The sequence below is a fragment of the Pseudomonas fluorescens genome (genome assembly GCF_902497625.1).
GTDB lineage: Bacteria > Pseudomonadota > Gammaproteobacteria > Pseudomonadales > Pseudomonadaceae > Aquipseudomonas > Aquipseudomonas fluorescens_BQ.
Genome location: NZ_CABVGX010000031.1, coordinates 50,850 through 69,490 on the forward strand (window position 1 = coordinate 50,850; position 18,641 = coordinate 69,490).

19 protein-coding genes and 1 tRNA gene are annotated in these 18,641 nt (G+C 58.2%); 11 read left to right on the forward strand and 9 right to left on the reverse strand.

All coding sequences use genetic code 11. From position 1 onward, the window contains the following. Positions 1 to 320: 320 nt before the first annotated feature. On the reverse strand, positions 321 to 449 hold the full coding sequence (locus F8N12_RS28040; protein WP_263596522.1) for a hypothetical protein: 129 nt from the start codon (positions 447 to 449) through the stop codon (positions 321 to 323). A gap of 152 nt (positions 450 to 601) precedes the next feature. Here F8N12_RS28040 and F8N12_RS18715 point away from each other — a divergent pair, with 152 nt between their 5' ends. The 6 genes from F8N12_RS18715 to F8N12_RS18740 all read left to right on the forward strand — a co-directional run bounded on the left by F8N12_RS18715 (position 602) and on the right by F8N12_RS18740 (position 4,952). Further along, positions 602 to 1,066 carry a GNAT family N-acetyltransferase gene (locus F8N12_RS18715; RefSeq protein ID WP_150581798.1) on the forward strand — a complete coding sequence of 155 codons (465 nt, stop codon included), beginning with the start codon at positions 602 to 604 and terminating at the stop codon, positions 1,064 to 1,066. A gap of 126 nt (positions 1,067 to 1,192) precedes the next feature. Further along, the gene (gene uvrY, locus F8N12_RS18720) at positions 1,193 to 1,834 is read left to right on the forward strand and encodes a UvrY/SirA/GacA family response regulator transcription factor (RefSeq protein WP_191623185.1); all 642 of its coding nucleotides are present in this window, start codon (positions 1,193 to 1,195) and stop codon (positions 1,832 to 1,834) included. A 1-nt stretch (position 1,835) separates the two neighbouring features. Beyond that, a complete protein-coding gene (gene uvrC, locus F8N12_RS18725) occupies positions 1,836 to 3,659 on the forward strand; it encodes an excinuclease ABC subunit UvrC (protein WP_150581815.1) in 1,824 nt (607 codons plus the stop codon). A 32-nt stretch (positions 3,660 to 3,691) separates the two neighbouring features. After that, positions 3,692 to 4,252, forward strand: a complete 561-nt coding sequence (gene pgsA, locus F8N12_RS18730; RefSeq protein WP_150581800.1) for a CDP-diacylglycerol--glycerol-3-phosphate 3-phosphatidyltransferase — start codon at positions 3,692 to 3,694, stop codon at positions 4,250 to 4,252. A 63-nt stretch (positions 4,253 to 4,315) separates the two neighbouring features. Next, positions 4,316 to 4,391, forward strand: a tRNA-Gly gene (locus tag F8N12_RS18735). Positions 4,392 to 4,592: 201 nt separating this feature from the next. After that, entirely contained in the window at positions 4,593 to 4,952 is a 360-nt protein-coding gene (locus tag F8N12_RS18740) for a bleomycin resistance protein (protein ID WP_150581801.1), read from the forward strand. Between the two features lie 103 nt (positions 4,953 to 5,055). Here F8N12_RS18740 and F8N12_RS18745 read toward each other — a convergent pair whose 3' ends face one another. Beyond that, positions 5,056 to 6,795: a dipeptidase gene (locus F8N12_RS18745; RefSeq protein WP_150581802.1), complete on the reverse strand. Its 1,740-nt coding sequence runs from the start codon at positions 6,793 to 6,795 to the stop codon at positions 5,056 to 5,058. Between the two features lie 489 nt (positions 6,796 to 7,284). Here F8N12_RS18745 and nirB point away from each other — a divergent pair, with 489 nt between their 5' ends. After that, complete coding sequence (nirB, locus tag F8N12_RS18750) at positions 7,285 to 9,846, forward strand: nitrite reductase large subunit NirB (RefSeq protein ID WP_150581803.1); 2,562 nt, start codon at positions 7,285 to 7,287, stop codon at positions 9,844 to 9,846. After that, a complete protein-coding gene (nirD, locus tag F8N12_RS18755; RefSeq protein WP_150581804.1) occupies positions 9,846 to 10,223 on the forward strand; it encodes a nitrite reductase small subunit NirD in 378 nt (125 codons plus the stop codon). Before nirB ends, nirD begins: the two co-directional genes overlap by 1 nt. 4 nt (positions 10,224 to 10,227) lie before the next feature. On the opposite strand, the gene F8N12_RS18760 is transcribed toward nirD, so the two are convergent. The 4 genes from F8N12_RS18760 to F8N12_RS18775 are packed head-to-tail and all read right to left on the reverse strand — an operon-like array spanning position 10,228 to position 13,971. Continuing rightward, positions 10,228 to 10,860 (reverse strand): response regulator, encoded by a 633-nt coding sequence (locus F8N12_RS18760; protein ID WP_150581805.1) that lies wholly within the window; start codon positions 10,858 to 10,860, stop codon positions 10,228 to 10,230. Between the two features lie 27 nt (positions 10,861 to 10,887). Then, complete coding sequence (locus tag F8N12_RS18765; RefSeq protein WP_150581806.1) at positions 10,888 to 12,261, reverse strand: cache domain-containing protein; 1,374 nt, start codon at positions 12,259 to 12,261, stop codon at positions 10,888 to 10,890. Position 12,262: 1 nt separating this feature from the next. After that, the gene (locus F8N12_RS18770; RefSeq protein ID WP_150581807.1) at positions 12,263 to 13,426 is read right to left on the reverse strand and encodes an MFS transporter; all 1,164 of its coding nucleotides are present in this window, start codon (positions 13,424 to 13,426) and stop codon (positions 12,263 to 12,265) included. Further along, positions 13,423 to 13,971 carry a TetR/AcrR family transcriptional regulator gene (locus tag F8N12_RS18775; protein WP_150581808.1) on the reverse strand — a complete coding sequence of 183 codons (549 nt, stop codon included), beginning with the start codon at positions 13,969 to 13,971 and terminating at the stop codon, positions 13,423 to 13,425. The genes F8N12_RS18770 and F8N12_RS18775 overlap by 4 nt, the downstream gene beginning before the upstream one ends. A gap of 346 nt (positions 13,972 to 14,317) precedes the next feature. On the opposite strand from F8N12_RS18775, the gene F8N12_RS27675 reads away from it, so the two are divergent. Continuing rightward, the gene (locus F8N12_RS27675) at positions 14,318 to 14,551 is read left to right on the forward strand and encodes a hypothetical protein (protein ID WP_191623186.1); all 234 of its coding nucleotides are present in this window, start codon (positions 14,318 to 14,320) and stop codon (positions 14,549 to 14,551) included. Here the strand turns inward: F8N12_RS27675 and F8N12_RS18785 are convergent. After that, positions 14,525 to 15,574 (reverse strand): membrane dipeptidase, encoded by a 1,050-nt coding sequence (locus F8N12_RS18785; RefSeq protein ID WP_150581809.1) that lies wholly within the window; start codon positions 15,572 to 15,574, stop codon positions 14,525 to 14,527. The two genes, F8N12_RS27675 and F8N12_RS18785, sit on opposite strands and share 27 nt — an antisense overlap. 204 nt (positions 15,575 to 15,778) lie before the next feature. Between F8N12_RS18785 and F8N12_RS18790 the strand changes: the two genes are divergently transcribed. Both F8N12_RS18790 and F8N12_RS18795 read left to right on the forward strand, forming a co-directional pair. Then, positions 15,779 to 17,836, forward strand: coding sequence for a carbon starvation CstA family protein (locus F8N12_RS18790; protein ID WP_150581810.1), 2,058 nt, complete (start codon positions 15,779 to 15,781; stop codon positions 17,834 to 17,836). Positions 17,837 to 17,839: 3 nt separating this feature from the next. After that, positions 17,840 to 18,037, forward strand: a complete 198-nt coding sequence (locus tag F8N12_RS18795; RefSeq protein ID WP_150581811.1) for a YbdD/YjiX family protein — start codon at positions 17,840 to 17,842, stop codon at positions 18,035 to 18,037. A gap of 89 nt (positions 18,038 to 18,126) precedes the next feature. Here the strand turns inward: F8N12_RS18795 and F8N12_RS18800 are convergent, their stop codons facing one another. Together F8N12_RS18800 and F8N12_RS27680 are read right to left on the reverse strand one after the other, a co-directional pair. Then, positions 18,127 to 18,357, reverse strand: a complete 231-nt coding sequence (locus tag F8N12_RS18800) for a DUF6555 family protein (protein ID WP_150581812.1) — start codon at positions 18,355 to 18,357, stop codon at positions 18,127 to 18,129. 70 nt (positions 18,358 to 18,427) lie between these two features. Further along, positions 18,428 to 18,641, reverse strand: a 214-nt coding sequence (locus F8N12_RS27680) for a hypothetical protein (protein ID WP_191623187.1), incomplete at its 5' end; no start/stop codon positions are given.

Sequence of the window (18,641 nt, forward strand, 5' to 3'; positions counted from 1 at the left end):
AGGCTTCCTGGGCTGGCGGCGGGTTCGTTCCCGCGCGCTCGGCCCTACTGGGGTGTTCGACAATTGGCCGGGTTGATCACGGGCGTGTGCGTGCCACCTGCGGGTGACCGGTCGGAGGCGGCAGGCTGTCCCGAGCGGAGGCTGCTAAATCGCCAGGCGGTAAAACTGTCGTGACGGTAATAAGTGGCGTAGTTCATGTGTGAATCCTCAAGTGTTGGCAAAAGTAGCAAGCTGAAAAAACAAAACCCCCGGTCGGGAAGCCGACCGGGGGTTGAGAAATCTCTGGTGGCGACCCGTTTGAAGTGGGCGCCGTGTGGGTATCAGGCGCGCCAGTGGCTAAACCAATACCCAAAATAGAAGCTGACGGACTGACTGAGATTATTCACCCGGGCAGCCGCAACCGAGCGCAGGGCGCTGACAGCAGTAAGCGGTGAGAGGGTGTTGAACATGATCAATCTCCGATGGATGCGCCGAGCTTACTAGAGGGCGGTATGCGGATTCAATCAGAAAATGTTATCGATAGAGGATGGCATTTTCTATTGCTTGAGCGCCGCGAAGGTTGTGACACACTTCAGCTCACTTGCCCAGGAACAGCCCGATCATGACGCAATCGTCCCTTGGCTCAGGATTTGAACTGAGCCCGGCAACATCAGAGGCGCTGGAATTTGCCCGGACGCTCACTCGTCAAGCCATGCTGCGCTATTACATCGACCACGACCTGCGCTGGCAGGACGAAGCGTTCGACGTTGCCTGGGCCGGGCGGGAAAACCTGCTGATAATGCAGCGCGGCGAACGTTGGGGGTTCGTAAGCCTGAGTCGCGACGCCAGGGCTCTGTACATCCGGGAACTGCACGTATTGACGGCATTTCAGCGCCAGGGTGCCGGATCCTGGGTGATCGATCAGGTTTTCGCCATGGCATGCAAGGAACGACGTCCCGCACTGCGGTTGACGGTTTTCCAGAATAATCCCGCGAAATGCTTGTATGAAAGAAAAGGCCTGAGGGTGGTCGGTACTGACGATTGTTTCCTGAGAATGCAGCGTGACGTTGGTCCCCCAGCTGTCTGAAACGCGCATGCGACAAGCCTTTCAAGACGAATTGAAACTGTTTTAATGACGCTTGCCGCTAGGTCTGTCAGTCGCTTTTTGCTAAGGTGTCGGCAACTCAATATGACCATATCGCGAGGTGTCTGCTTGATTAGGGTGCTAGTGGTCGATGACCATGATCTCGTTCGTACCGGCATTACACGAATGCTGGCTGACATCGATGGTCTGCAAGTGGTCGGCCAGGCCGAGTCAGGCGAAGAATCCCTGCTCAAGGCGCGGGACCTGAAACCCGATGTGGTTTTGATGGACGTGAAGATGCCAGGCATCGGCGGCCTGGAAGCCACGCGCAAACTGTTGCGCAGTCATCCGGACATCAAGGTTGTTGCGGTCACCGTGTGCGAGGAAGATCCGTTCCCGACGCGCTTGCTGCAGGCTGGCGCGGCCGGTTATCTGACCAAGGGCGCCGGGCTGCCCGAAATGGTCCAGGCCATCCGCCTGGTGTTCGCCGGGCAGCGATACATAAGCCCGCAAATTGCCCAGCAGCTGGCGATAAAATCTTTTCAGCCGACCAATGATTCGCCGTTCGATACGTTGTCGGAGCGGGAGATCCAGATCGCGTTGATGATCGTTGGCTGCCAGAAAGTGCAGATCATTTCGGACAAGTTGTGCCTGTCGCCTAAAACCGTCAACACCTACCGATATCGAATTTTCGAAAAACTTTCGATCAGTAGCGACGTCGAGCTGACGCTCCTGGCGGTCCGCCACGGCATGGTAGATGCCAGCCTCTGACATGACCGATACTTTCGATCCAAGCGCATTTCTGTCCACCGTCAGTGGTCGCCCCGGTGTCTATCGCATGTTCGACAGCGAGGCGCGCCTGCTCTACGTCGGCAAGGCGAAAAACCTCAAGAGTCGTCTGTCGAGCTACTTTCGCAAGTCTGGCCTTGCGCCCAAGACTGCTGCGCTGGTAGCGCGAATCGCCCAGGTCGAGACGACGATCACGGCGAACGAAACCGAAGCCTTGTTGCTTGAGCAGACGCTGATCAAGGAATGGCGGCCGCCCTACAACATCCTGATGCGTGACGATAAATCCTATCCGTACGTGTTCCTGTCGGACGGGCAGTTTCCGCGGCTGAGCATTCACCGTGGGGCGAAGAAGGCCAAGGGCAAATATTTCGGCCCGTACCCGAGCGCGGGTGCGATCCGCGAAAGCCTGAGCCTGCTGCAAAAAACCTTTTTCGTACGCCAGTGTGAAGACAGTTACTACCGCAACCGCACGCGCCCGTGTCTGCAATATCAGATCAAGCGCTGCAAGGCGCCGTGTGTCGGTCTGGTCGAGCCCGAGGTTTACGCTGAAGATGTGCGGCACTCGGTGATGTTTCTGGAAGGACGCAGCAATGCCCTGACGGACGAGTTGTCGAAAGCGATGGAAGAGGCCGCGATCAATCTGGAATTCGAACGGGCTGCGGAACTGCGCGATCAGATATCGCTGCTGCGCCGGGTGCAGGACCAGCAAAGCATGGAGGGCGGATCTGGCGACGTTGATGTAATCGCGGCATTCGTCAACCCCGGTGGTGCCTGCGTTCACCTGATCAGCGTACGGGGCGGGCGGGTATTGGGGAGCAAGAACTTCTTCCCTCAGGTCGGTATTGAAGAAGATGTTTCCGAAGTCATGGCGGCATTTCTCGGGCACTATTTCATCAGCAGCCCCGAGCGCGACCTTCCGAGTGAACTGATCGTCAACGTGGTTCACGAAGATTTCCCCACCGTGATCGAGGCCATTGAAGAGCTGCGTGGTCGTGAGTTGACCATCAGCCATAGAGTCCGTGGGACGCGTGCACGCTGGCAGCAGTTGGCTGTCACCAATGCCGAGCAGGCGCTGGGTGCGCGGCTGGCCAACCGGCAACATATGGGCGCCCGTTTTGAAGCGTTGGCCGAAGTGCTAAAGCTCGACGAGCCGCCGCAGCGGCTGGAATGCTACGACATCAGTCACTCCAGCGGTGAAGCCACGGTGGCATCCTGTGTCGTCTTCGGACCGGAAGGTCCGATCAAATCCGATTACCGCCGCTACAACATCGAAGGCGTGACGGCGGGCGACGATTACGCCGCCATGCACCAGGCACTGACTCGACGCTTCAGCAAGCTCAAGGACGGCGAGGGCAAGTTGCCGGACATTCTGTTGGTGGACGGCGGTAAGGGCCAGTTGTCGATGGCGCGCGACGTGCTTAATGAATTGGCCGTGCCCGACCTGATTTTGCTAGGTGTAGCCAAAGGCGCGACACGCAAGGCCGGCTTTGAAACCTTGTATCTGAATGATGCCGCGCACGAGTTCACCTTGCGCGGCGACTCACCGGCCCTGCATTTGATCCAGCAGATCCGCGACGAAGCGCACCGTTTTGCAATTACCGGGCACCGCGCCCGTCGTGGCAAAACCCGCCGTACCTCTACGCTTGAGGGAGTTGCAGGCGTCGGCCCGACGCGCCGCCGCGATTTGTTGAAACATTTTGGTGGATTGCAGGAGCTGTCTCGTGCCAGCATCGAAGAGATCGCCAAAGCACCCGGAATCAGTAAAAAGCTCGCAGAGTTGATTTATGCAAATCTGCACAGCGAGTAGAATGCCTCCTCACCTCGTAGCCAGTTGTGCCGATGAATATCCCTAATCTGATTACCGTACTACGCGTCCTGCTCATCCCGATCTTCATTTTACTGTTCTACCTGCCGTATCAATGGAGTTACATGGCGTCCGCTTCGGTGTTCGCATTTGCCGCAGCAACGGACTGGCTGGACGGGTATCTCGCCCGCCGCCTGGAACAAAGCACGCCGTTCGGGGCTTTCCTCGATCCGGTTGCCGACAAGCTGATGGTTGCTGTCGCGCTGGTATTGCTGGTGCAGGAGCACGGTAATTTGTGGCTGACGCTGCCGGCGGCCGTGATCATCGGGCGCGAAATTGTCGTCTCGGCATTGCGTGAATGGATGGCCGAACTGGGCGCACGTGCGCACGTTGCGGTATCGAACCTCGGCAAATGGAAAACCGCTGCGCAGATGCTGGCGCTGGTGATCCTCCTGGCCAATCCATCGAGCTTCACGTTCTGGGTTCTGTTGGGCTACGCCTTGCTACTGATCTCGGCAGGTTTGACCCTGTGGTCCATGGTTCAATACCTGCGCGCTGCCTGGCCGCATCTGAGGACCGAGGTTGAAAAGAAATAAAACATTTTTGAATCAAAGGGTTGACGGGGCATCCGGTTTCTATAGAATGCGCCTCACCAAGACGCGGGAATAGCTCAGTTGGTAGAGCACGACCTTGCCAAGGTCGGGGTCGCGAGTTCGAGTCTCGTTTCCCGCTCCAAATATTACTTCACGGTGTTCTACAGGACGCCATGGAGAAAAAAGAAAAGACCTTCGGGTCTTTTTTTTTGCCCGAGATTTTCTCACTGAAATCCTTTGCTGCTGCTGACCACCTGGAATCTGCAAGTATCGGCCAGGATGTGGACAGTGGCCGACCGGGCCGCAGACCCGGCCCGCTTCCTCTAATGTTATGGAGAACATAATGACCGATACCCAGCCACACCTGTCCAAGGCCATCCCGATTCTGGCGTCGACCGATATCGCACGCACACTCGATTTCTACAGAGGCTTGGGGTTCAAAGCTCAGCATATTGAAGATTTTTCTTATGGAATGGCAGCCTGGGGGGACGTCGAGCTGCATTTCTGGAGCTGCGCCGACAAGCACATTGCCGAGAACACGTCCTGCTACATTCGTGTTGACGATATCGAGTCCTTATACGCGGTACTGAAGATTGCGTTGCCTGAACTTCAGGAAGTGACTCGCACGGCGTGGGGAACCGCCGAACTTTACGTGATTGATCCGGACGGCAACCTGCTGAAATTCGGCCAGTCGCTCGATTGATGCCATTGTGATGCGGTGCTGCGGCAACAAAAAGCCACTCAATGAGTGGCTTTTTTATTTCGTGCGATTTACCTCCGAAACCGCCCATCAGTGCAAGAACGAATCAGAGCTTCGGCAACTGCCCGATACGTCCCATCATTTCTGTCACGATCTGCAAGTCCAGCAGAAACTGGTCAACCGTCTTGAACTCGTTATCCGTATGGCCGGTGTATTTGGCCTCCGGCCGCGCGAGGCCGAACTGCACGCCATTCGGCAGTTCATGCACCGACGTCGCGCCAGCTGAGGTGCCGAACTTGTGTTCCATGCCCAGGTTCTCGCTGGCAACCGCCAGCAACGCTTTGACCCATTCACCTTCCGGGTTGCGGTACATCGGTTCTGCGACCGAGTAATCGAACGCCACAGCGACCTTGGACCTTTTGCTCCAAGCGTCCAGTTTTTCGGCAATTTCAGCCTTGAGCACTTCCGGGGATTTGCCCTTCGGCACGCGCAGGTTCACCGCCAGCTTGAAGGTTTTTTCGTCCATACCAACAAAAGTCAGCGACGTGGTCAGCGGTCCCATGAACGTATCGGAGAAACCGACGCCCAATTTTCCACCCAGGTAATCCAGACCCCAGTTGTCGGCGGCGTAGCGGGCAGCGTCTGTGATGTAGTTGTGTTTGAGCGCGACCTTGCCGTCGAGGCTGTTGATGAAGTCGAGCATTCTGGCCACCGGGTTGACACCGGATTCCGGCTCGGAGGAGTGCGCTGAAACACCGGTGACGGTCAGCTTGACGTCTTTGTCGACCACCTTGGCGGTCACGCTGAAATTGCCACCGTTGTGCTTGGCGTAGTCCGCGCCGGCCTTCCCGAGAGTGGCGGCCAGTTCGACGGGTTTGTCGGTGACCAGGGTGGCGACGGAAGCGGATGGGATCTGGTTGGTGGCCAGGCCGCCGGTCATCGAGGTGATCTCCGCCCCTGTGCCCTCGGCAGGGCGTCGGGCAAAATTCGCCATGACCGTGCCGTAGCCTTTTTCAGCGATTACCACCGGGTAACCCCCATCCAGCGCCAGGTTGTACTTCGGCGTTGGGTTGTGTTCGAAGTAATAAGGAATGGCGTCACCGGTAGTTTCTTCCGTGGTGTCGACCAGCAGCTTGAAATTACGCGCCAAGTGCAGCTTTTCTTCCTTGATGACCTTCATGGCATACAACGAGACGACGATGCCGTTCTTGTCATCCTCGGTGCCGCGACCGTACATGCGGTCGCCGATCAGGGTCACCTTGAAGGGGTCGAGCCGCGTGCCGTCCTCCAGTACCCAGTTCTCTGGAGTCACCGGAACCACGTCGGCATGCGCGTGGATGCCGACGACTTCAGGGCCGCTGCCGTCCAGGGAAATTTCGTAGACACGGTTGTCGATGTTGCGGAATTTCAGGTTGAAGGCGTCTGCGAGGTTCTTGATCTTATCGGCGATCTTGATGAATTCAGGGTTGTCATGCTGCGCCACGCCTTCGACCTGGAAGGTCGGGATGGCCACCAGTTCGCGCAACGTTTCGGTCGCAGCGCTGCCGTACTTGATCCGAGCGTAGAGCCCGAGCAGGCGGTGGATTGCGTTCTGCTGTTCGGCAGTGAGTGACTTGTCGCCGAGGAAAGCGCCAATTGCCGGGGCGATGTCATTCGTTTTGGCCAGATCGGTTTTCGCCAGGCTGGCGAGGAACTGGCGGAAATCGGTAACCGAGGCGTCATTGAGCGTCTTGAGAATGACCGCGTTTTGTTGCGGCGTGAGATTGGCCTGAGCCGATGTCGTGAAGGCCGACAGGCTCGCCACAATCAGGGTGGTAGCGGCCAGGTGCTTGAGCGAAAAGTGCATTGCTGGGCATTCCTTTGCAGGTGGTGATGAATAAACGAAACAAAACGTTTCAGAGTGCCTCTGCAAAGTAACACCACAACGCCGCGCCAGGGCAGTCCCGATATAGACCGCTGTCGCACCCTCATGCAAAAAATGGCGCAGATATGCAAAAGCCCGGCAGCGTGCACTTTTATAAAGCCCCAAACCTGAATCTGCACTAAGCCAATGCACATTGCGCAAGTTCCGAACAAACCCTCGAGTCCGAGAGAAGGCTCTAAACCGGTACTTCGGCCATCTGGCACAAACAGTGCAACACCGAAATCAGGCCCACCCTTACGCAGTCGAGTGGGCAGCCCCTCGGTCAACGATGATCGATTCGCGGGCAACATCGGTGGACCAGGCATAGCCGTCTGTAGTTGACACCGCAAAAGAACAGGCAAAGACGCCTGGAACCGAAAGGTTTCAGGCGTTTTTTTTTGCTTTTTGAACCGCTTTAGCCGGGTGCTTCTTATGAATTCCAATGTTGCCGCGATGAATGAATTGCAAACTCTGGTGGTGATCGGCAATGGCATGGTCGGCCATCATTGTGTCGAACAGTTGATCGAGCGCGGCGCGCTTGAGCAGTATCGGCTACACGTGTTCAGCGAGGAGCCGATGCGCGCCTATGATCGCGTGCACCTGTCCGAATACTTTACCGGCCGCGATGCCGAGTCGCTGGCCCTCGGGGATGCCGCGCTGTATCAGACGCCGGGCGTCACGCTGCATCTGGGCGTACCGGTGCTGGAAATCGACCGCGCCCGGCGTCAAGTGATCACTGCGCAAGGGTGCGTCGCTTACGACAAACTGGTGCTGGCCACAGGCTCCTATCCGTTCGTTCCACCGGTCGAGGGCGCCCAGGGCGATTCACGGCTGGTTTACCGAACCCTTGAAGACCTCGACGCGATTCGCGCCGCCGCTGCCAACGCCAGACGCGGTGTGGTGGTGGGCGGTGGATTGCTCGGTCTCGAAGCCGCCAATGCGCTGAAAAGTCTTGGCCTGGAAGCGCACGTTGTCGAATTCGCGCCGCGCCTGATGCCGGTGCAGCTGGATGAAATGGGCGGGATGGCACTCAAGTCGCAGATCGAACGCCTCGGCGTCGGCGTGCACTTATCCCGCGCAACCCAGTCGATCACTGCGGGTGAGCAGTATCGCTATCGGATGAATTTCGCCAATGACGAATTTCTCGAGACTGACCTGATCGTGTTCTCCGCCGGCATTCGTGCGCAAGACGCGCTGGCCCGGCAGTCGGCGCTGGACATCGGCCCGCGCGGCGGCGTGGTGGTGAACAGCCAGTGCCTGAGCAGCGATCCGCACATTTATGCCATCGGCGAGTGCGCCTCGTGGAACGGCAGCCTGTTTGGCCTGGTTGCGCCGGGCTACCAGATGGCCCGCGGCGTGGCTGCAATCCTCTGCAATCACGTCGCAGAGCCGTTCATGGGCGCGGACATGTCGACCAAACTGAAACTGCTCGGCGTCGATGTCGGCTCCATCGGCGACGCTCACGGCAGCACGCCGGGCGCACGCAGCTATCAATTCATCGACGAAGCCAGCGCAAGCTATCGCCGCCTGGTGGTGGATGCAACCGGCAAACACGTGCTCGGCGCAGTTCTGGTGGGTGACAACAGTTATTACGACACGCTACTGCAATACATGCAGAACGCGATCGCCTTGCCAGCGGAGCCCGCGAGTCTGATTCTGCCTTCGTCCACCGGTGCACCAACCCTGGGCCCGGCGGCGCTGCCGGAATCGGCCACAGTCTGCTCGTGCCACAATGTCACCAAGGGGTCGATCTGCTCGGCTATTGATGGCGGCTGCACTGACCTCGGCTTACTCAAGGCACAAACCAAGGCTTGCACCGGTTGCGGTGGTTGCGCCGGTCTGCTCAAACAAGTCTTCGAACATGAACTGATTGCCCGGGGCGTCAGCGTCGACAAGAGCCTGTGCGAACATTTCGCCTACACCCGTCAGGAGTTGTATGCCCTGGTGCGCGTTGAGGGGATCATCACTTTTGAAGAGTTGCTCGCCAAACATGGCCGCGGCCACACCGGTTGCGATGTGTGCAAACCTGCCGTTGGTTCGATTCTCGCTTCGTGCTGGAACCAGCCGATCATGGATGCGTCACTGGTGCCGCTGCAGGACACCAATGACACCTTCATGGCCAACATGCAGAAAAATGGCACCTACTCAGTGGTGCCGCGTATTCCCGGCGGCGAGATCACCGCGGACAAGCTGATCGCTATCGGCGTGGTTGCAAAGAAATACGACCTCTATACCAAGATCACCGGCGGCCAGCGCATCGACCTGTTCGGCGCGCAATTGCACGAGTTGCCGGAGATTTGGGCCGAGCTGATCGAGGCCGGTTTCGAGACCGGGCACGCCTACGGCAAATCGACCCGCACGGTGAAGTCTTGCGTGGGCAGTACCTGGTGTCGCTATGGTGTGCAGGACAGTGTGCAAATGGCGCTGACCATCGAGGACCGCTACAAAGGTCTGCGCTCGCCGCACAAGCTCAAATTCGCGGTGTCCGGTTGCACCCGTGAGTGCGCTGAAGCGCAGAGCAAAGATGTCGGCGTGATCGCCACCGAGAAAGGCTGGAACCTGTATATCGCCGGCAACGGCGGCATGCGCCCGCGCCACGCCGAGCTGTTCGCCACTGACCTGGATGACGCCACGCTGATCCGCTACATCGACCGTTTCCTGATGTTCTACATTCGCACCGCCGACAAATTGCAGCGCACTTCTGTCTGGCGTGAAAATCTCGAAGGCGGTCTCAACTACCTCAGGAACGTGATCATCGACGACAGCCTGGGTCTTGGAGCCGAGCTCGAAGCGCAGATGCAGCTAGTGGTCGATCGCTACGAATGCGAGTGGGCCAACGCTTTGAAGGACCCGGAAAAACTCAAGCGCTTCCGCACCTTCGTCAACGATAAACGCCCCGATCCGGACATCCATTTTGTTCAGGAACGCGGGCAGCGGCGCCCGATCATGGCCGCTGAACTCAACCTGATACCCGTCACCGAGGAGATTGCCTGATGAGCCCGATCAATATGCAACGCATCGCGACCCTGACCAGTGCCGAGGTGTGGACGCCGGTGTGCGGGCAGCAGGATCTGGTCGATAATTCCGGTGTGGTTGTCTGGCTGGCCGGCGTGCAAGTGGCACTGTTTTATTTACCGGCGGCTGAGGGTAAAACCCTCTACGCCATCGACAATCATGACCCGCAATCCGGGGCCAATGTGATCGGCCGTGGGCTGATCGGTAATATCAAGGGTGAGATGGTCGTTGCCTCACCGATCTACAAGCAGCATTTCCGTCTGGAAGACGGCAGTTGCCTGGAATATCCGCAACAGCGACTGCGCGTGTGGCCGGTGCGCTTCAATGAGGGCGTGGTCGAAGTTGCGCAGGCTTGATGGCTTACCGTGAAACAAGCCCGTGGTCCATCGCGTACTTGACCAGCGCCGCAGGCTTATCGATGTTGAGTTTGCGGCGGATACTCAGCCGGTGGGTTTCCACGGTGCGCACGCTGATGTCCAGCTCACGGGCCATTTCCTTGTTGTTGAAGCCTTGGACCATTTTCGACAGCACCTGACTCTCGCGCGGTGTCAGCTCGTTGTCGGTGGTTTTATCGGCAATCAAACGCTGGGCGATCTCGGCACTGTAGAAGGTGCCACCGCTGGCGATCGCTTCGATGGCGGCGATGATTTCCCGTGACGGCGCGTTCTTCAGCACGTAACCGCTGGCGCCGGAGCGCACCGATTCACTGACGTATTCGTAGTTGTCGTACATGCTCAACACCAGCACTTTCAGCGCCGGGTACTGACCGCGCAGGACGCGGGTCAGCTCAAGTCCGTTGATGTCCCGCAGGCTGATGTCGACCAGCAGCAGATCCGGCTGGCAGCGGCCGACCATCTCGATGGCCTGCGCACCATCTTCGGCTTCACCCACGACTTCAAGTTGGGCCATGACGGACAGCAGTGCTCTGATGCCGTCACGCACCAGCGAGTGATCGTCGACCAGGGCAACGCGGATCGGGGAGGGCAGGTTCATCGCAGGCATTCACTCTTGTAGGACGGATCAGCGTCTTGCGCCGGGGATTTTCATTGGCAACAGCACATCCAGCACGCTGCTGCCCGGCATTGATATCAGTTCAAAGCGGCCGCCGAAATGTTCGACACGTTCGCGAATGTTGCGCAGGCCAATGCCGGCCTGATGGCGTTCAACCTGGGCGACGTTGAAACCGATGCCGTCATCGACCATCGTCAGCCGAATCGATTCTTGCGAGCCGTGCAGGGTAATCGAAACGTGCCTGGCCTGCGCGTGGCGCTCGATGTTGGTAAGCCCCTCCTGGACGATGCGAAACAGCGATACGGCGGCGCCATCGACCAGATGACAGTCGAATTCATTGTCGTTGTACGTGACCGTGAGCCCGCTGCGTTGCTCGAACTCTTCGGCAAGCTGGCCGATGGCGGCGGACAAACCCAGGGTGTCGAGCAGGGATGAGCGCAGGTCGTGCGAAAGACTGCGAACCTCGCCAATCGCCTCGCCCAGGCGCTGGATGGCCTCGCGCAAGATGCTCAGGCCTTTTTCCTGCCCTTTGTCCTGCCCATTTTCCAGTACGTGGCTGGCGAGCTCGAATTGAAACTTGATCGAGACCAGCACCTGGCTGATGCCGTCGTGCAGCTCGCGGGACACTCGTGAGCGTTCCTCCTCCTGCAAACTGACGATGCGCTGGGTCAGGCGTTGCAGCTTTTTATCGGCGAGGCGGTGTTCGCTGACATTGAGGGTCATGCCGCTGGCAAACACAAAAAGCACGGCCACCAGCGCCACGGCGGCAATCGCCAGCATCGTGGTGCGAATGCCTTGCGCCACTTCGTCGCGCGCCTGTTGAGTGGCGCGTTCGACGTCTTCCAGGTAAATGCCAGTGCCGAGCATCCAGCCCCAGCGGTCGAGCATGACGACGTAGGCGAGTTTGTCGGTAACCTGACCGGACGACGGTTTATTCCAGGCATAGCGCTGGAAACCTTCCCCCGATTGTGCGCTTTTGAGCAGCGCCTGAATGACCGGCAAACCTTGCGGATCCTTCATGTCCCACAGGTACTGACCGACCAGCTCGGACTGGCGTGCGTGCATCAGGCTGCGTCCCTCACGGTCGTAGACGAAGAAATAGCCGTTGATGCCGAAGCTTAGTTTGCGCAGTTCTTCCAGCACTTGCCGTTGCGCCTGCGCGTCACCCTGGCCATTGGCGTAGAGCGGGGCGATGAGACTCTGCGCCATTTCCACGTAGTTTTTCAGCTCGGCGCGCTTGCTGGCCAGGATGCTGTCTTCGATCAGCTGCGCCTGTTGATCGCCGAGCTGGCGGTTCAATGAAATTACCAGCGCGCAGATGACCGCGATCGCCAGTACCAGCGGCAGAATCCCGAGCGCGACGATTTTATGTTTGAGCTGCATCTTAGGCCTGGTTCGATTGAGGTTCAGCAAGATTGCCTGCGCGCGCTGACGGTCGGATAAAAATGGCTGAACAGGCTGCAGCGGCAAAGACAAACAAGGCCGTCTTAACATTTGCGGTTTCGAGCATGACAGCAAAAAGTGGAGTCCCGGCGGTTTGGCCAAGTGCCAGGACGAGAAAGGGAATGCCGAGGCCCAGGTCCGGGCGATCTGGAAACAGGTCTATGCCCTGAATCAGATACACGCCTGAAGAAACGATATAAGCGGCGCCGAATACGCACATGGCCGTGAAGCCAAAGATCGGGGAGAGGGTCGCTGCAGCCAGGCTCAGGATCCCGATCGCCATCCCCAGAAGCGCCAAGCCATGCATTCTGCGGGTACCGTAGCGGTTTGTGAGCAGGCCGGTTGTGCAACCGCTGATACCCGCCGCGCCCAGTGCTATCCACGCCCAGGCAATGTTGATGTCGGTGAAGCCAAATTCATTGCGCAGCAGGTCTGCGCCGAACGTCCAGATCGCAGTACTCGCCAGCCCCATGAGAAAGGCGCTGCTACACAGTGCCAGAACACCTGACCTTTGCAGCAGCTTCATAGAGAACCTGGTTGCGACGTCAGCAGCGCCCTGTGCGGGCACGGCAAACCAGAGCCACACTGTCACGCACGCACCGATCAACGCGAATACGCTATACAGTTCTCGCCATGCTCCGTAAGCGATGACGGCGGCCAAGCCTGTAAATAAAATGCCTGCGGCTGTTCCCGCATTAATGAAACCGTTCGCTCTGGGGCGATCCTTGTCATTGAACCGGGCAGCGACAGCAGAGGCGAGAGGGGGCGACGTCAACCCCGTACTCAGTCCAGCGAGCGCGACGCCGCAGCCCAACATCCTTGCAGACGAGGCAAGTACGATCAGCCCCATGCCAATAGTGGCGGCCAAGCCGGCGCTGACAACGATTGTGCGAGGGCTGAGCCTGCCGTTACTCACAAACGTCAGCACGATGCCTAGGCAATAAGCGGCAAAAGCGCTACCGCCGATCCATCCTGCAGCGGAAACACCGAGGCCGAGATCGCTGCGGATCTGGGGCAGGAACAGGCCATAGGCAAACCTTGCGAGGCCGTATGACAGGGCCGTCAACGCGAAGGCTGCGGCTATCAAATGACTTCCCCGCTTCACGCGTGGCGTCCTCGAGCGTGCTCGACCAGCGTGAGCGCAGCGCTTTTGGCCTCATCGATAACTGACACATTCGAAACGGTGGCAGCCGCTGTTGCGCCTTCGAAAAGTAACCAGATCTGACTGACGAGCTCATCGTCCTCGTGACCCAGTGCATCCAGAACTCGCGCGGCAACCTCGGCTCTGAATTCCAGTTTTTGACGTTCAACCAGCTTGACGATATCTGCGTTCGCTGCGGCATATTCGCTGCGGGCGCGCAGTAGCATGCAGCCGTGCGCGCCCCTGAGTGTTGTCCAGCAACGGAGCGTATCGAACAGGGACCCGACTGGCTCAACGCTGCTGTCCTGCTCGGCGACCTGTCTCATGAAGGCAAGATGCCTGGCTTCAAGTACTGCGGTGACCAGCCCGTCGCGTGAGCCGAAATGTTTGTAGAGCGTACGTGTTGAAGCTCCAGTAGTAGCGAGGATGTGGTCGATGCCGATTCCACGGAAGCCTTGCTGTTCAAACGTGAGCGCTGCCCCAGCGAGAATTTCATTTCGTTTATTCATGCTGCCGAGTGTAAAACGATCGCTTTACCTGTCAAGTCGTTATTCAGATTGTGCCAGAGCAAAATCGCCGGGGCCTATCGGGAATTTGATACAAAGGGTTCTTCGAGCATGCCTGGGTTGCAGACGCAGGCGAACGTGGCCAGTCCATAGTCAGAAATTGCCATCATCAGGCACGCCGATGTGCGCGCGCTGAGGGCAATGCACTGCAAACATGTAAGGGAGAGGGTCATTGAAGAGTATCTGGCTGGCAACGGTCTTTGCTTCCTTCATCAGCGTGAGCTTCTGGCTGTCAGCGTCCTGGTGGGCGGGAGTAGACGAACCCTGAGACGCGCAACGCTATTGGTCCGTGCTCTATCCCGCAGCGCTGGGGCTGACATTGATTCTTGGGCTGATATTTTCAGAACACGCATGGCTGTCCGGCCCTGTGGTCATGTTCGGCCAGATCCCATGCGTGATGCTGACCTCCCAAGCGGATCCTTTGCTCATGGTCGGGCTTGTGTACGCCTTCTTGTTGTCAATTCCGGCGGTGATGCTGTCGTGGGGCGCGCGCATGTTATATCGCCGGATTGCAGCCAGCTGACGCAGAAAAAACCCCGGTGCCGACATCGAGCCGCGACTTCGGCCACGTCGCGTGGGCAATACGCAGGAAGTTTTCACCCAATATCGCACTGATGTCCGTAGCGGCGTAGCCCATGAACGAAAGCCGGGCCGCAACGGTGTCAATCATCTCGGGCTGCAGCTGGCGGTGTCCATCCATCTGCCCGTAATGCTCCGATGGCCACCAGTCGTTTCTGTTTTCGCCTGCAGGCAAATCATCGACACAATGGAATTCAGTATCCAGGCCCAACCCGATGTGGTCAGTCCCGACCCGTTCCGCCAGGTAATCGATCTGGCGAATGAAAGCGGCAACGGAGGCCTCAGGGTCTCCCATGAAAATCCCTAACCCGGTCAGACCAATCACGCCTCCCTGTGCCGCGCAGGCGAATATCTGTTCGTCGTCGATGGTCCGTGGATGGTCAAAGATGGCCTTGATGTTGGTGTGAGAGAAGATCACCGGGCGTTGTGAGATCTCCATGGTCTCGAGGCTTGAACGTTTACTCGCATGTGAGCAGTCGATGATGATTCCGGCCGTATTTATAGCGTCAACAACGTCATGACCCAGACGGGTCAATCCCATCCCCGAACCATGACAACCGCCTGCAACAGGGTTGTCACGATTGTAGGCCAGCAACATCTGGCGAACGCCAAGCGCCGCGTACAGCTCCACCATTGCGGGATCCTGAAGGAGCATGTTGGACCCCTCCAGATCGAAGGAAACCGCCAATTTTCGATGTGTAAGTGCATGCTGGATTTCGTCAGTGGTGACGACTTGCACGTAGTCTTCGGCGTGGCAGGCAATCCACCTTCTAAATCCTGCAATGACCCGTATCACCGCACTGAACGGTGTCATGTCCATACCGACATTTATGGAGACATGCTGAAACCCCGCGTCTCGATACCTCGCCAATCCAGACATGTCGAACCCGGGGGTTAGGGGAAGACACGCGTGCGCTTCCCATCGAACGGCCGGAATAGCACTGCATTTGGAATGGTTTGCGTTCATCGTAAATCCGCTATCCAACTGTTTGTGGGGAGTCTTGTTCGGCTTGCGGGTTGGTGGCTCTACGTAGAACTACGTAGACCGCGCGTACGTAGTAACGCGGATTTATTTGTAGACGGCATGCGCGGATATTGGGCCAGCTCCGCTCAGCGGACACAATTATAAAAATTACCGCCGCAGTCACTGGCTGTCGGCAGGAGACACGCTATGCCCCGTCTGGCTAAACACCTCGCCTGGTTTGCCGTGGCTGTCCTGGGAGCGTTCGCGCTGAGTGTCGTGGCCCTGCGCCGCGGCGAAGCCATCAACGCCCTGTGGATCGTAGTCGCAGCCGTCGCAATCTACCTCGTTGCTTACCGTTATTACAGCCTGTTCATCGCCACCAAGGTGATGCAGCTGGATCCCAATCGTGCCACTCCCGCCGTGCTTAACAATGACGGTCTGGACTTCGTGCCGACCAACAAACACGTGCTCTTCGGCCACCACTTCGCCGCCATTGCCGGTGCCGGACCGCTGGTCGGCCCTGTGCTGGCGGCGCAAATGGGCTACTTGCCCGGCACGCTCTGGCTGATTGCCGGCGTGGTGCTGGCGGGCGCGGTGCAGGATTTCATGGTCCTGTTCCTGTCGACCCGGCGCAATGGCCGTTCGCTCGGCGACATGGTCCGTGAAGAAATGGGCCGTATCCCCGGCACCATCGCGCTGTTCGGCTGTTTCCTGATCATGATCATCATCCTCGCGGTGCTGGCGCTGATCGTGGTCAAAGCGCTGGCCGAAAGTCCCTGGGGCATGTTTACCGTGATGGCGACCCTGCCGATCGCGATGTTCATGGGCATCTATATGCGCTACATCCGCCCAGGCCGTATCGGCGAAATCTCGATCATCGGCGTATTGCTGTTGCTGGGCTCGATCTGGCTGGGTGGGCAGATTGCTGCCGATCCAGTGTGGGCCAAGGCGTTCAGCTTCACCGGCGTGCAGATCACCTGGATGCTGATCGGCTACGGCTTCGTCGCTGCAGTATTACCGGTATGGCTCATTCTGGCTCCGCGTGATTATCTCTCGACGTTCCTCAAGATCGGCACCATTGTCGCCCTGGCGATCGGCATCCTGATCACCATGCCCGAGCTGAAAATGCCGGCTCTGACGCAGTTCATCGACGGCACCGGGCCGGTGTGGAAGGGCGGTCTGTTCCCGTTCCTGTTCATCACCATCGCCTGTGGTGCGGTTTCGGGTTTCCACTCGCTGATCGCCTCCGGCACCACGCCGAAATTGCTCGCCAGTGAAGGCCATGCGCGCTACATCGGTTACGGCGGCATGCTGATGGAATCGTTCGTCGCGATCATGGCGATGGTCGCCGCCTCGGTGATCGAGCCGGGCGTTTACTTTGCCATGAACAGTCCGGCGGCCATCGTCGGCAGCGACGTGGTTTCAGTAGCGCAGACGGTCAGCAGCTGGGGCTTTGCGATTACTCCGGAAGCGCTGGAGGCAGTCGCCAAGGACATTGGTGAAACCACGATCCTCGCCCGTGCCGGCGGTGCGCCGACCCTGGCGGTCGGTATCGCGCAGATTCTGCACAGCGTGTTGCCGGGTGAAAACACCATGGCGTTCTGGTACCACTTTGCAATTTTGTTCGAAGCGTTGTTCATTCTGACCGCCGTCGATGCTGGTACCCGTGCCGGCCGCTTCATGCTGCAGGATCTGCTCGGCGCTTTCGTGCCAGCCTTGAAACGCACCGAATCCTGGACCGCCAACCTGATTGCCACCGCCGGCTGTGTGGCAATGTGGGGTTACTTGCTTTATCAAGGCGTGATCGATCCGCTCGGTGGGATCAACACCTTGTGGCCGCTTTTCGGTATCTCCAATCAGATGCTGGCCGGTATCGCACTGATGCTTGCAACCGTCGTGCTGATCAAAATGAAACGCCAGCGTTATGTATGGGTGACCATGCTGCCCGCCGTCTGGCTGCTGATCTGCACCACGACCGCTGGCTTCATCAAGCTGTTCGATGCCAACCCGGCCATTGGTTTCCTGGCGCTGGCGAAAAAATACAGCGACGCGCTGGCCAATGGTCAGGTGCTGGCACCGGCCAAGAACATCGATCAGATGCAGCATGTGATCTACAACGCGTATACCAACGCGACGCTGACGGCGCTGTTCCTGTTTGTGGTCTTCAGCATCCTGTTCTTTGCGCTCAAGGTCGGTATTGCCGCCTGGGGCACCAAGGAACGCACGGATAAAGAAGCGCCGTTTCAACCCGTGCCGGAAGCCTGATGCATGTTCAACGACCTGAATCGCCTCGGCAAGTACCTTGGTCAGGCTGCGCGTCTGATGGTCGGGATGCCTGATTACGACAATTATGTCGAGCATATGCAGACTAGACATCCGGATCAGCCGGTGATGAGTTACGAGGTGTTTTTCCGCGAACGTCAGGAGGCTCGTTACGGCAGCAAGGCCGGCCCGAAGTGCTGTTGAAGCACGTTTGAAGTAAAACGAAAAAACCGTAGGAGCAGAGCTCAGCCAGCCTGCCTTCTACGGTTTTTTTTCGGCTGTAATTATCGGCGTCAAGGCAGCTCTTCCCAATAGACCTCGGTCAAACCAGCCGAATTCGCATGTTCGACCAGGCGCGCGTGGTCTTCCTGCGGATATAGTTCGCCATACAGCAAGCCCACGCCCGAGTGCAGGCAGGCGTAGTACCAGGCATCTTCATCGGTCATGTGTGTATCCGGTTGAACGAATATTCGTCGAGTCTTGCTCAAGCTGTAAGTGATTTGAAAATGCCGAGGGCGCGTCATCCGATTCTCCAGGTGATGCCGCTACGACATTAGTGGCGGAGTGCCAGTTCCCTCTGCTTCTTCAAATACTTCATATCTTCGTCTCGTTAATGCTCGTATCAACGCGAGGGCATACTTGCCGGGCAAAAAAATCCCTTCGCCAAACTTGCACTGAAGTCATGTCGGCAAAGGGATCATTTTTGGTCCGAATCAGGCGCAGAACCGAGCAGTTTTCAACTACCGCCAGATCCGCCAGCACCCCCTGCGCCGCCGCCAGATCCCCCAGCGCCGCCGCCAGCCCCACC

Coding starts and splice junctions, on each gene's coding strand:
- F8N12_RS18800 (WP_150581812.1), bottom strand. CDS start 18,357: ATGACGCGCCCTCGGCATTTTCAAATCACTTACAGCTTGAGCAAGACT.
- F8N12_RS18760 (WP_150581805.1), bottom strand. CDS start 10,860: ATGAACCTGCCCTCCCCGATCCGCGTTGCCCTGGTCGACGATCACTCG.
- F8N12_RS18795 (WP_150581811.1), top strand. CDS start 17,840: ATGTTCAACGACCTGAATCGCCTCGGCAAGTACCTTGGTCAGGCTGCG.
- nirB (WP_150581803.1), top strand. CDS start 7,285: ATGAATTCCAATGTTGCCGCGATGAATGAATTGCAAACTCTGGTGGTG.
- F8N12_RS18765 (WP_150581806.1), bottom strand. CDS start 12,261: ATGCAGCTCAAACATAAAATCGTCGCGCTCGGGATTCTGCCGCTGGTA.
- nirD (WP_150581804.1), top strand. CDS start 9,846: ATGAGCCCGATCAATATGCAACGCATCGCGACCCTGACCAGTGCCGAG.
- F8N12_RS18790 (WP_150581810.1), top strand. CDS start 15,779: ATGCCCCGTCTGGCTAAACACCTCGCCTGGTTTGCCGTGGCTGTCCTG.
- uvrC (WP_150581815.1), top strand. CDS start 1,836: ATGACCGATACTTTCGATCCAAGCGCATTTCTGTCCACCGTCAGTGGT.
- F8N12_RS18715 (WP_150581798.1), top strand. CDS start 602: ATGACGCAATCGTCCCTTGGCTCAGGATTTGAACTGAGCCCGGCAACA.
- pgsA (WP_150581800.1), top strand. CDS start 3,692: ATGAATATCCCTAATCTGATTACCGTACTACGCGTCCTGCTCATCCCG.
- F8N12_RS28040 (WP_263596522.1), bottom strand. CDS start 449: ATGTTCAACACCCTCTCACCGCTTACTGCTGTCAGCGCCCTGCGCTCG.
- F8N12_RS18785 (WP_150581809.1), bottom strand. CDS start 15,574: ATGAACGCAAACCATTCCAAATGCAGTGCTATTCCGGCCGTTCGATGG.
- F8N12_RS18740 (WP_150581801.1), top strand. CDS start 4,593: ATGACCGATACCCAGCCACACCTGTCCAAGGCCATCCCGATTCTGGCG.
- F8N12_RS18745 (WP_150581802.1), bottom strand. CDS start 6,795: ATGCACTTTTCGCTCAAGCACCTGGCCGCTACCACCCTGATTGTGGCG.
- F8N12_RS18775 (WP_150581808.1), bottom strand. CDS start 13,971: ATGAATAAACGAAATGAAATTCTCGCTGGGGCAGCGCTCACGTTTGAA.